10 protein-coding genes are annotated in these 12,085 nt (G+C 71.9%); 4 read left to right on the top strand and 6 right to left on the bottom strand.

The annotated features are described in order from the left end of the window. Nucleotides 1–234: 234 nt before the first annotated feature. Both ACZ44S_RS27585 and ACZ44S_RS27590 read left to right on the top strand, forming a co-directional pair. Entirely contained in the window at nucleotides 235–1,788 is a 1,554-nt protein-coding gene (locus tag ACZ44S_RS27585; RefSeq protein ID WP_466933579.1) for a vWA domain-containing protein, read from the top strand. 102 nt (nucleotides 1,789–1,890) lie between these two features. After that, on the top strand, nucleotides 1,891–3,807 hold the full coding sequence (locus ACZ44S_RS27590; protein WP_466933581.1) for an AMP-dependent synthetase/ligase: 1,917 nt from the start codon (nucleotides 1,891–1,893) through the stop codon (nucleotides 3,805–3,807). A 22-nt stretch (nucleotides 3,808–3,829) separates the two neighbouring features. Here ACZ44S_RS27590 and ACZ44S_RS27595 read toward each other — a convergent pair whose 3' ends face one another. Genes ACZ44S_RS27595 through ACZ44S_RS27610 form a run of 4 tightly spaced genes read right to left on the bottom strand, consistent with a single transcriptional unit; the run spans nucleotide 3,830 to nucleotide 7,334 of the window. Then, nucleotides 3,830–4,402: a GNAT family N-acetyltransferase gene (locus tag ACZ44S_RS27595; RefSeq protein WP_466933583.1), complete on the bottom strand. Its 573-nt coding sequence runs from the start codon at nucleotides 4,400–4,402 to the stop codon at nucleotides 3,830–3,832. Nucleotides 4,403–4,451: 49 nt separating this feature from the next. Beyond that, on the bottom strand, nucleotides 4,452–4,976 hold the full coding sequence (locus tag ACZ44S_RS27600; RefSeq protein ID WP_466933586.1) for a DUF1990 family protein: 525 nt from the start codon (nucleotides 4,974–4,976) through the stop codon (nucleotides 4,452–4,454). Continuing rightward, nucleotides 4,969–6,192: a cysteine desulfurase-like protein gene (locus tag ACZ44S_RS27605; RefSeq protein WP_466933588.1), complete on the bottom strand. Its 1,224-nt coding sequence runs from the start codon at nucleotides 6,190–6,192 to the stop codon at nucleotides 4,969–4,971. Before ACZ44S_RS27605 ends, ACZ44S_RS27600 begins: the two co-directional genes overlap by 8 nt. 44 nt (nucleotides 6,193–6,236) lie before the next feature. Next, on the bottom strand, nucleotides 6,237–7,334 hold the full coding sequence (locus ACZ44S_RS27610) for an AI-2E family transporter (protein WP_466933590.1): 1,098 nt from the start codon (nucleotides 7,332–7,334) through the stop codon (nucleotides 6,237–6,239). 282 nt (nucleotides 7,335–7,616) lie between these two features. On the opposite strand from ACZ44S_RS27610, the gene ACZ44S_RS27615 reads away from it, so the two are divergent. Continuing rightward, complete coding sequence (locus ACZ44S_RS27615; protein WP_466933592.1) at nucleotides 7,617–8,153, top strand: ATP-binding protein; 537 nt, start codon at nucleotides 7,617–7,619, stop codon at nucleotides 8,151–8,153. Here ACZ44S_RS27615 and ACZ44S_RS27620 read toward each other — a convergent pair. Beyond that, nucleotides 8,146–9,351, bottom strand: a complete 1,206-nt coding sequence (locus ACZ44S_RS27620; protein WP_466933593.1) for a glycoside hydrolase family 64 protein — start codon at nucleotides 9,349–9,351, stop codon at nucleotides 8,146–8,148. The two genes, ACZ44S_RS27615 and ACZ44S_RS27620, sit on opposite strands and share 8 nt — an antisense overlap. Before the next feature lie 126 nt (nucleotides 9,352–9,477). Further along, the gene (locus tag ACZ44S_RS27625) at nucleotides 9,478–10,326 is read right to left on the bottom strand and encodes a GntR family transcriptional regulator (RefSeq protein ID WP_466933595.1); all 849 of its coding nucleotides are present in this window, start codon (nucleotides 10,324–10,326) and stop codon (nucleotides 9,478–9,480) included. 304 nt (nucleotides 10,327–10,630) lie between these two features. Between ACZ44S_RS27625 and ACZ44S_RS27630 the strand changes: the two genes are divergently transcribed. Further along, nucleotides 10,631–12,061, top strand: a complete 1,431-nt coding sequence (locus ACZ44S_RS27630; RefSeq protein ID WP_466933597.1) for a cellulose binding domain-containing protein — start codon at nucleotides 10,631–10,633, stop codon at nucleotides 12,059–12,061. The last annotated feature ends 24 nt before the right edge of the window (nucleotides 12,062–12,085 follow it).

A 12,085-nucleotide genomic window follows, 5' to 3' on the forward strand; every position in this document is an offset into this window, starting at 1 on the left:
CGGCCCGCACGGACCACACATAACACCCCCGGTCGGGCCGTCCGCCCTGGCCCGAGGCGGTTTCGGCCGCGCGGGCGGGGCGGCGCAGGTCAACGGAGGATCACCTACCGGTCTCGGCGGGCCCGCTCCGTGGCCTCTTCGAGACTCACCTGCAACCCTTCGTACCGCACGTTCCGGGCCGCCCCGCCGTCACAGTCACTGAAGTCGGCGTCGACGAACGAGGGGGCACGGACGATGAAGTGGCACGGAGCACGACGGCCGGTAGGGGCGCTGCTCGCGCTCACGGCGGCGAGCGGTCTGCTGCTCAGCGGATGCAGCGGGGGCAGCGACAGCGGCAGCAAGAGTGACGCCTCGTACGACCGCGGGGGCGGCCATTCGGCACCGCGCCCCGACCGCGGCAACGGCGCGGGCGGGCAGTACGACGGCGAACGGCGCGAGGGCGAGCAGGACCCCCGCGAGGTCGCGCCCGAACCCGACTACCTGTCGACCTTCGCCCTGGACGTCGACACGGCCTCCTACGGCTACGCCCGGCGCACCCTTGCCGAGGGCAGGCTGCCCGACCCGTCGACCGTCCGGCCCGAGGAGTTCGTCAACAGCTTCCGGCAGGACTACGCACGGCCCGACGGCGACGGGTTCACGGTCACCGTGGACGGCGCCCGCACCGACGAGGAGGACTGGTCCCTGGTCCGCGTGGGCCTGGCCACCAGGCCCGCCGAGGACGGCGGTGAACGGCCGCCCGCCGCGCTCACGTTCGTCATCGACATCTCGGGCTCGATGGCCGAGCCGGGCCGTCTCGATCTCGCCCAGGAGTCCCTCGGCACGATGACGGACCAGCTCCGCGACGACGACTCGGTCGCCCTCGTCACGTTCAGCGACGAGGCGGAGACCGTCCTGCCGATGACCCGGCTCGGCGGCAACCGGGGCGAGATCCACGACGCCGTCGACAGTCTGCGGCCGACCGACTCCACCAACCTCGGTGCCGGTGTGGAGAACGGGTACGAGACCGCCGTGGAGGGGCTGCGCGAGGGCGCCACCAACCGTGTCGTCCTGGTCTCGGACGCCCTCGCCAACACCGGGGAGACCGAGGCCGACGCGATCCTGGAACGCATCGCCGAGTCCCGCCGCGAGCACGGCATCACCCTGTTCGGCGTGGGCGTCGGCAGCGACTACGGCGACGCGCTGATGGAGCGGCTCGCGGACAAGGGCGACGGCCACACGGTGTACGTGTCCCACCGCGAGGACGCCCGTGAGGTGTTCTGCGAACAGCTCCCCCGCAACATCGAACTGACGGCCCGGGACGCCAAGGCGCAGGTCGCCTTCGACCCGGAGACGGTCGCCGAGTTCCGTCTCGTCGGCTACGACAACCGTCGCGTCGCCGACGAGGACTTCCGCGACGACCGCGTCGACGGCGGCGAGGTCGGCCCCGGCCACACCGTGACCGCCCTGTACGCGGTGCGCACCCGCCCGGGTGCCGAGGGGCACCTCGCGACGGCGACCGTGCGCTGGCTCGACCCCGACAGCCGCACGCCGCACGAGGAGACGGGCGACGTGGAGACCGGCGGTCTCGCCGGCTCCGTCTGGCGCGCGCGGCCCGGTCTGACGGTCGCCGCGACGGCCGCCTACTTCGCCGACGCGCTGCGCTCCGCCGACCACCGCTACAGCGCCCTGCCCGGCGCCCCCGGTCTCGGCGAACTCTCCGAGCGCGCCGGTTCCCTCGCGGACCGGACCGAGGACGAGGACATCCGCGACCTGGCCGGGGCCATCCGCGACGCGGACCGTCTGGACTGACCCACCCCATTGACTGATCCTTACGCACGGGTAAGTTGACTCTCGAGTAAGTAAGTACGGCAGCAACCAGCACGAGAGCATCAGCCGCGACCGGGAGCCGTCATGGGCGTACGCAAGGATCTGAAACGGGCGAAACGACGCACCGATCTGGGCGGGCGGACCAGAGTCGAGACCGTCAAGGACGGACGGGGCGTCGTCCGTGAGGCCCGTACGGCGGCTCTCGCCGCGCCGCAGACCACCGGCAGCACCGCCGACATCCCGTTCACCAACGCCGCCGAGGCGCCCGACGCGGTGGTCGTGCGGCGCGAACGGCACGGCACCTGGCACCCGGTCACGGCGGCGGCCTTCGCCCATGAGGTCACCGCCGTGGCCAAGGGGCTGATCGCCGCCGGTCTCGAGCCGGGCGACCGGGTCGCGGTGATGTCCCGCACCCGTTACGAGTGGTCGGTCCTGGACTTCGCGATCTGGTCCGCCGGCGGGCAGAGCGTGCCGGTCTACGCCACCTCCTCCGCCGACCAGGTGGAGTGGATCGTCCGTGACTCCGGCGCCCGGTACGTCGTCACGGAGACCGCGGACAACACCGCCACCGTCCGGGCGGGCACCGCCGGCCATGCCGCGCCCCCGCGGCTGTGGGAACTGGACGCGGACGCCCTCGCCGACCTCACGGCTCTCGGCGAGAACGTCCCCGACGAGGAGGTCACCAAGCGGCGCACCGCCCTGACCCCCGACACCGTCGCGACCGTCTGCTACACCTCCGGCACCACGGGACGGCCCAAGGGCTGCGTCCTCACCCACGCCAACCTGTACGCCGAGGCCGCCAACACCGTCGAGCTGCTGCACCCGATCTTCAAGGAGGTGACGGACCAGGTCGCCTCCACCCTGCTGTTCCTCCCGCTGGCCCACATCCTCGGCCGCACCCTGCAGATCTCCTGTCTGACGGCCCGCATCGAGATCGGCCACTGCCCGAGCATCAAACCCGACGAACTGCGGCCCAAGCTCAAGGCGTTCCGTCCCACGTTCCTGGTCGGCGTCCCCTACCTGTTCGAGAAGATCCACGACACCGGCCGGGCCACCGCGGAGAAGATCGGGCGCGGTGCCTCCTTCGAGCGCGCCCACCGCGTCGCGGTCCGCTTCGGCGAGGCCCATCTGAACCGCTTCCTGGGCCGCGGCAAAGGACCCGGCCCGGGACTGTACGCCGCCTGGGCGCTGTACGACCTGCTGGTCTACCGCCGGGTCCGCAAGGAACTCGGCGGACGCGTGCGGTACGCCATCAGCGGCGGCTCCCCCCTGGAGCGGGACCTCAGCCTCTTCTTCTACGCGGCCGGAATCATGATCTACGAGGGCTACGGCCTGACCGAGACCACCGCCGCCGCGACCATCGTCCCGCCGCTGGGCCCGCGCCCCGGGACCGTCGGGCTGCCGGTGCCCGGCACCTCGGTGCGGATCGCCGACGACGGGGAGGTGTGCATCAACGGCGGCATCGTCTTCGGGGCGTACCGCAACAACCCGGCCGCCACGGACGAGGTGCTCGACGACGGCTGGTTCACCACCGGCGACCTCGGCTCCCTCGACGAGGACGGCTATCTCACCATCACCGGCCGCAAGAAGGACATCATCGTCACCTCCGGCGGCAAGAACGTCTCCCCGGCCGTCCTGGAGGACCGGCTGCGCAGCCGTCCGCCGGTCGGCCAGTGCCTCGTCGTCGGCGACAACCGGCCCTTCGTGGCCGCGCTGATCACCCTCGACCCCGAGACGGTCGCCCACTGGCTGGCGGTGCGCAAGCTGCCCGCCGACACCCCGATGTCCGAGGTCGTGCGCGACCCGAGGATGCGCGCCGACGTGCAGAAGGCCGTGGACTACGCCAACGAGGCCGTCTCCCGCGCGGAGTCCATCCGCGCCTTCACGCTGATCGACGGCGAGTTCACCGAGGAGAACGGACTGCTGACCCCCTCGCTCAAGGTCAAGCGGCGGGCGGCGCAGGACGCGTACGCGGCGGAGATCGAGGCGCTGTACTCGTGACGCCGGGTTTCCGCGGGCCCGGTCAGCGCAGGTCGAGCCGCATCAGGACGCGGGGGTGGCCGGCCAGGACCGAGGTCGTGTCGGCTGCGTGGGTGAAACCGGCCCGCTCGAAGTTCTTCCGGAGCCCGGCGTACGCCATCGTCAGGTCGACGCGTGCGTCGCCGTTGTCGAGGGGGTACGCCTCGACCGCCGGGGCACCGTGGGCGCGGGCGAACTCGACCGCGCCGGCGATGAGGGCGTGCGAGATGCCCTGCTTGCGGTGACCGGGGCGCACACGGATGCACCACAGCGACCAGACCGGCAGGTCGTCGATGTGCGGGATCTTGCGGTTGCGTGCGAAGGAGGTGTCCGCGCGCGGTGCGACGGCGGCCCAGCCGACCGGCTCGTCGCCGTCGTGGGCGAGGACCCCGATGGGCGTGCCCGCACGGCACAGCTCGGCGACGTACTCGCCCCTGGCCGGGCCGCGCAGTTCCTTGTTGAGCTTCGACGGGATGCGGTAGCTCAGACACCAGCAGACGTTCGCCCCGGGGGACTTCGGGCCGAGCACGGCGCGGACGTCCTCGAAGACGGAGGCGGGGCGGACTTCGACGGTCATACCGCCCACGATGCCACGCCGTGCGGGCCGGTGCCGCGCCGTGCGGGCGTCACGGCAGCGCGCGAAGGTACCGGGCGCGGGCGCCGAGTTGGGCGAGCAGCAGCACCGGAAAGAGGAACCGCCATCGGCCGGCCGGCGCGGCCCGGGTCAGTGAGCGGAGGGTCAGCAGGACCCGCCCGTCGGCGTCCCGGTGCACGACGAAGGCCTCCTCCCCGCTGACCGGGTGCCCCCAGCGGGTGCCGTAGGCGAAACCGCGCCGGTCCTGGGTATCCACCACGGCGACGACCTCGACGGGTTCCCGGACGACGAACGGGCCGCGGCCCGCCGTGATGGTGTACCGGCCGCCCTCGCGCACCCCGATGCCGCCCCCGTCGGCCGGCGTGACGGTGAAGCCGCTGCGCCGCTTGACCTCCCACTGGAGCACTGCCTGTCCGGCCGCCGCCCAGGCGTCCTCGCCACGGCCGACGGTCACGGTGCGCTCGAACCGGCGGAACCCGGGCGGGGACGCGGGCCAGGGCCGGGATTCCGGGGCGGTCGCGCCGCGCGCGCAGTAGCTCAGGCCGTCGTCACCCATCGGTCCGCGCCGTGCCCTCCAGGAAGTCCGCCAGGCCCGCCAGGAGACGGTCGACGTCCTGGTCGTCGGTGTACGGGGCCAGGCCGACGCGGAGGCCTCCGGTGTCCCCGAGACCGAGGTGGCGGGACGCCTCCAGGGCGTAGAAACTGCCGGAGGGCGCGTGGACGTTCCGGCCGGCGAGGAAGCGGCAGGCGTCCTGGGTGCGGTGGCCCTCGAGGGTGACCAGCAGGGTCGGAGTGCGGCGGGCGGCACGGGAGCGGACCGTGACTCCGTCGAGGGCCGACAGGCCCTTCTCCAGCCGGGCCCGGAGCGAGGCCTCGTGTTCCTCGATCAGCTCGAACGCCCTGCCGAGCCGTGCCCTGCGGTCGCCGCCCTGCTGCCCGGCCAGTCCGGCCAGGAAGTCGATGGCCGCGCGGGTGCCCGCGAGGAGTTCGTAGGGCAGCGTGCCGAGCTCGAACCGCTCGGGAACGGCGTCCGTGGAGGGCAGGAGCTTGTCCGGACGCAGGGTCTCCAGGAGCTCCGGGCGGGCGGCCAGTACCCCGTGGTGCGGGCCGAGGAACTTGTACGGGGAGCAGACGAAGAAGTCCGCGCCGAGTGCCTCGACGTCGACCGGGGCGTGCGCGGTGCGGTGCACGCCGTCGACGTACAGCAGGGCGCCGGCCTCGTGCACGATCCGCGCGATCTCGGCGACCGGGGGGATGGTGCCGATCAGGTTCGACGCGGCGGTGACCGCGACGAGCCGGGTGCGTCCGGACAACTGCGCCCGGATGTGCTCGGCGGTGAGTTCACCGGTGTCCGGGTCGAAGTCCGCGCGGCGGACGGTGGCACCGGCCCGTTCGGCCGCCTGCACCCAGGGGCGGATGTTGGCGTCGTGGTCCAGCCGCGTGACGACCACTTCGTCGCCGGGTGACCAGCCGGCGGCGAGGGTGCGGGCGAAGTCGTAGGTGAGCTGGGTGGCGCTGCGGCCGAAGACGATGCCCTCCGGGCGGGCGCCCAGGAGGTCCGCCATGGCGCGGCGTGCCTCGACGACGAGCGTGTCGGCGTTGCGCTCACCGGGCAGTCCGTCGCCCCGGTTCGACAGCGGACGGGACAGCGCGGCGGCGATCGCCTCGATGACGGGCAGCGGGGTCTGGGTGCCGCCGGGGCCGTCGAAGTGGGCGGTGCCGGCGGCCAGTGCGGGCACCTGGGCGCGCAGTGCGGCGAGGTCGTAGGTCACGGGAGGCTTCCTCTCGGTGCGGAACCGTGGGCGCGGTGTGCCGGTCAGGTGGGGGTGCCCGCCGCCTCGGGTTCCCGCGGCGGGTCCGTGAGCTGCTCGCGCAGATAGTTCCAGACCACCGCTATCAGGGCGGCGACGGGTACGGCGAGGAGGCTGCCGACGATGCCGGCCAGACTGCCGCCCAGGGTCACCGCCAGCAGCACGACGGCCGCGTGCAGTCCGAGCCCGCGACTCTGGATCATGGGCTGGAACACGTTGCCCTCGAGTTGCTGCACCACGACGATCACGGCCAGCACGAGCAGCGCGTCCATCAGCCCGTTGGACACCAGCGCGATCAGCACCGCGACGAGCCCGGCGAACAGGGCGCCGATGATGGGCACGAACGCGGACACGAAGGTCAGCACCGCCAGCGGGAGCACCAGCGGGACGTCGAGGACCCACAGACCCAGGCCGATCAGTACGGCGTCGATCAGCCCGACGAGCGCCTGCGACCGCACGAACGAGCCCAGGGTGAGCCAGCACCGCTCGGCCACCACGGGAATGTCGGTGGCGAGCCGGCCGGGGAGCTGGCGGCGCAGCCAGGGCAGGAAGCGCGGGCCGTCCTTGAGGAAGAAGAACATCAGGAACAGCGCCAGGACGGCCGTGACCACACCGCTGAAGACGGTGCTCACGCCGGTGACGGCAGTGGTGGCGATGGACCCGGCGCTGTCCTGCAGACGGGCGGTCGCGGCGTCGAAGGCCTCCGCGATCTGCGCGTCGTCGATGTTCAGCGGCGGCCCGGCGGCCCATTCGCGCAGCCTCTCGACGCCTTCGACGACACCGTCGCCCAGCTCGCGGGACTCCGCCGCGACCGGCATCGCGATCAGTGTCACGGTGCCCGCGCCCACCAGCAGGAACAGCACGGTGACCAGGGACGCGGCGAACGCCGGCGGCATGCCGCGCCGGCGCAGGAAGCGGGCCGGGGGCCACGTCAGGGTGGTGAGGAGCAGACCGACCACGAGGGGCCAGACCACCGACCACATCCGGCCCAGTGCCCACACCACCACAGCGGCGGCCGCCAGAACCAGCAGCAGTTCGACGGAGACGCGCGCCGAAGTGCGCAGTGCGGCGCGGGTTCTTCCCGTGTTCAGCGTGGCAGACATGAAGGCACCCTAAAGGGCGGGCCGGTTGATGTGATCACCCGGGGATGCCCGGGCGTCCGTCGCCCGCCGCTGCCGTGTCGGCCCGCCGGGGGCCGGGCCACGTGGGGCAGACTTGAGTCATGGCCGACCTCCATGCCCGTGGGACGCCGTCGCGCCGGTTCCCTCCGGCGCCGGGGAGCGTGACGGAGGCCCGCCGGTTCGTATGCGATGTCCTCGGCGATGTCGCGCCGGAGCTCATGGACACCGCCCAGCTGCTGGTCAGCGAGTTGGTCACCAAACGCGGTGCTGCACGCCCGCACGGAGTCGGAAGTCACCGTCCGCGCCGCCGCGGGCACGGTCCATCTGCGGGTGAGCGACCGACGGCCGGACCGCGGGCCGGTCCGGCACGGGTCGCCGTATTCCGGGACGGGCCAGGGCCTGCCGCTGGTCGCACGGCTGTCGTCCCGCCACGGGGTGGAGACGGGCGACGACGGCAAGACCGTGTGGTGCGAGCTGCGGCCCGGGGGACCGCCCCGGCACCCGGACGCGTGGGAGTGTGCCGTGGCACTCCCCGGCGCCGGCGGTGGGACGGTGACACTGCTCGATGTGCCGACGGCGCTCTACGCGGCGTCCCAGCAGCACCGGCACGCCCTGCCGCGCGAGCTGACCGTGCCCGCCGGACCCCATCCCGGTGTGCCGCCGGAGGACCTCGCCGTCGCCCAGGACACGAGCAACCTGATCACCGCCGCGGCCCGGGCGTACGGCGGATCGTCACCGGTGGCGGCTCCCGCGCCGCGGGGGCCGCCACCGGTACCGTGTCCGCCGGGTGCGGTCAGTTGAACGGGGCGAGCGTCATGGACGCCTGGCGCGGGTTGCCGTCGTGGACGAGCGACTCGTGGTGGCCGACGTCGTCGAAGGCGAAGCCGTAGGCCTTCCCGTCGACCATGTGCGCGTGGATGATGCGCGAGTAGTGGTTGGTGACGGGATCCTGGTAGAAGCCGGCCGCGCTGGAGTCGGGCTGGTTGGGGTTGGTGAGCAGGGTCGTGCGGTGGAATCCGGCGCACAGGGTGCGCGAGATCGGGCCGCGCACCTGGTCGTTGGGCGCGTCGAGTTTGCGGTGACAGCCGAAGACCGACGAGGAGTCCGGCTTCTCGAAGCTGGTGACGACGGCGCCCGAGCCGTTGGTGAAGTTCATGACCGAGCCGGAGACCCGTCCGAAGTACTTGGTGTCGGGCCGGTCGGCGAAGGGCGTGACGGTCAGGGTCGAGCCGGAGTACTTCTGCCAGACCCGGTTGATGTAGTCGTCCATGACCGACGCCGGCAGGGCGCCCGTCTCCACCCCGTACAGCGGGGACAGGGCGCGCAGCACGGTACCGTCGGACCGGGTCTGGATCAGGTTGCCCCAGCCTCCCGACTGCGCCCTCAGGGCGTTGAGGACCCCGTTGTAGCCACCGGGCTTGAGTCGGCCGGCGGTCGCCGTGCTGCCGTCGCCACGCTGCACTCCCACCGAGTAGGGCGCGGAGAACATGTCGACCTGGGTGCTGTTGAGCCACAGGCCGTCGTTGTTGAGCGTGTACTCCGACCAGTTGAACAGGATGTTCCGGTTGGGGTCCGTCGGGTTCTGCACGGCGGGCTGCACCAGTCCGCCGGTGGTCAGCTTGAACACCATCTTCTGGCCGTAGGAGAAGTAGATACGGCCGGAGAACTTGGGGACGCGGATGGTCGTGGTCTGCCCCGCGGCCGGGCCCGGTATCGAGGCGTCGGGGGCCGGCGTCGGCGGGTTGCCGCCCGCGGGCCAGGGGTGGAACGTGCCGTTCGCATCGGCCCAGCCCTGCCGGCCGGTCGACAGCTGGGTGCCGAGATTGTAGACGTACACCTGCTCGCCGCGGCCCGAGTTGTTGGTGATCGTCAAGGGGATGGTGTCGGGGACCGCGGCCTGGGCGGGGGACGGCACTCCGGCGGCGAGCAGCGAGCCGCCGAGCACCGTGGCGATGCTCAGCCCCGCCGCCATGCACCGGCGTTTGAGTGTGCGCAGCATGCTCCTTCTCCGTTCAACTGTGGCCGGGAAGCGTTCTGAGAGCGCTCTCATGAGCGTCCCGCCCTGGTATGGACCTGTCAACGGTTTGGGAGCTTGTGGTTCCGGATTCACCCAACGCGACGGCCCTCAGGCCTCGTTCGGCTGCACGACTCCCCGGGTCGAAAGGGTGACGGGCGCGCCGGAGGCGAAGTCGCCCGGCGGGATGCCCGGGTGGTGCTCCTCGGGCCGGCCCGGACGGGCGGCCGTCGGCCCCAGCGTCAACCGCGAGACGATGCGATAGCGGTCACCCCGGTAGACGGAGTGCACATACTCGACCGGACGGCCCCCGGTGTCGGTGGTGAGACGCTCGAACAGCAGGGCCGGCGACAGCTCGGGGACATCGAGCAGATCCGCCTCCGCGCGGGTCACCACGGTGGGCTCGATGGACTGCACCGCCTCACCGACCTGGACCCTGTGCCGGTCCCGGAAGTGCTCGTACAGATCGCCCTGTTCCAGTTCCTCGCCGGTCAGGTCCGGCACCAGGTCCGCCGGGACGTGCAGATGCTCGATGGCCATGGGCGCGCCGTCGACCAACCGGAGGCGGGCCGCATAGCGGACGCGCGCCGCGGGCGACATCCTCAGCCTCCGGCCCACCCGGGCACCGGCCGGCAGGGTGCGGAACTCCAGGATCCTGCTGGTCCATGCCCCGCCCGCCCGGGGCAGGGTGAAGGAGTTCCGCTCCGAGACCAGTTCCTGAGTGATCTTCTCCTCGGCCACGAACATGCCGCGGCCGTGCTCGCGCACCAGCAGTCCCGCGACGACGAGTTCGTCCACCGCGGCACGCAGCGTGGGGCGCGAGACACCGAGTCGGGCACACAGACTGCGCTCCGAGGGGATGGCGTCGCCGGGGCGGCGGACCTCGATGAGCTCGAGGATCGCGTCGCGTACACGTTCCCGCTTGAGCACGGCGCCTGATGCGGCGGCATCGATCTCCATGAAGGGCTCTCGTTCGTCGTCGGGCACGGGGAGGGACGTCGGGCCACTGGTATGACCTCGACCATAACTGGTCTGCCCGCTGGAGGCGCCGGCCCATGAGCCCTCAACACCCGTGTATGCGAGGAGGGTTGACGCACACATTGGTCTATGCCACCTTCTCTCGACATCAACTGGTAAAGCTCGACGGGCAACTGGTCAATCCGGAGGGCCGGGCCGCCCCCGTGAGCTCCCCGTCGTGCGGCACCCCCACGCATGCCGCACCGGCGATCATCCGCGCGCCACCCCCACCGCGAAAGGATTCCGGATGAACACTCGCCCCACCGGCCGCCGCCTCCACGCGGCACTCGCCCTGACCGCCCTGCTGGGCAGCGCCTCCCTGGCCGGCCTCACCGGCACCACCGCCGCCGCGGCGGCCGACGGCTCCGTCCGTGTGCAGTACCGCACCGGCTCCGGCGGCGCCACCGCCGATCAGAGCGAGCCCTGGTTCAAGGTCCGCAACACAGGCTCCTCCCCTGTCGAGCTGAGCCAGGTCAAGATCCGCTACTACTTCAAGGCCGACGCCGCCAACGCCACGTACCGCTTCGCCTGCTCCTGGGCGGTCCGGGGCTGTTCCTCCATCACCGGCACGTTCGGGACGCTCGCCCAGCCCACCACGACGGCCGACCGCTACCTCGAGATCGGCTTCACCCAGTCCGCCGGTTCGCTGGCCCCGGGCGCCGACACGGGGGACATGCAGCTCCGCTTCCACCGGTCCGACTGGCAGACGCTGAGGCAGAGCGACGACTACTCCTTCAGCGGCTCCCAGACCTCGTACGCCGACTGGGACAAGGTCACCGCCCGGCTCGCCGGCGCCACGGTCTGGGGCACCGCCCCCGAGGGCAACGACCCGACCGACCCCACGGATCCGACCGACCCGCCCGGCGAGGGCGGCCAGACCCTGTTCGACGACTTCGACTACACCTCGCACACGGACCCCGCGATCGCCGCACACGGCTGGAGCGTGCGCTCCAACTCCGGCGGCCCCGGGGTGCCCGGCGCGACCTGGGATCCGTCCAAGGTCACTTTCAGCTCGTCGGACGGCAACTCGTTGATGAACCTGGAGAGCTCCACCGCCGGCACCGGCGCCTCCACCACGCACACCGAAGTCCTCACCCGGAGCATGAAGTTCAAGAACGGCACCTACGCCGCCCGGGTCAGGTTCTCCGACGCCCCCGCGTACGGGCCCGACGGCGACCATGTCGTCCAGACCTTCTTCACCATCAACGACCTCAAGGCCCCGATGGCCGACGACTACGCCGAGTACGACTTCGAGTACCTGCCCAACGGGGGCTGGGGCGAGCCGGCCAACATCCTGTACACGACCTCGTGGGAGACCTACAACCCCGATCCCTGGCAGGCCGTCAACCAGCACAGCGAGAGCCGGCGGAGCTTCGCGGGCTGGCACGACCTGGTCGTCACCATCGACGACAACGCCATCACCTACTACGTCGACGGGCAGCACTTCGGTACCCACGACGCCGCGTATCTGCCGGAACGCCCCATGTCGATCAACTTCAACCAGTGGCTGATCGACCTCAACGGCCAGACGTCCACCACGCCCCGGGCCTACCACCAGCAGATCGACTACGTACTCCACGTCAAGGACCAGGTCCTGACCCCCGCACAGGTCAGCGCGAAGATCGACGCGCTCCGCGGGGCCGGCACCTCCTTCGTGGACGAGGTGCCCGCTCCCTGACCGTCAGCTCATGCGCACCGCTGC

The sequence above is a fragment of the Streptomyces malachitofuscus genome, from assembly GCF_055571035.1.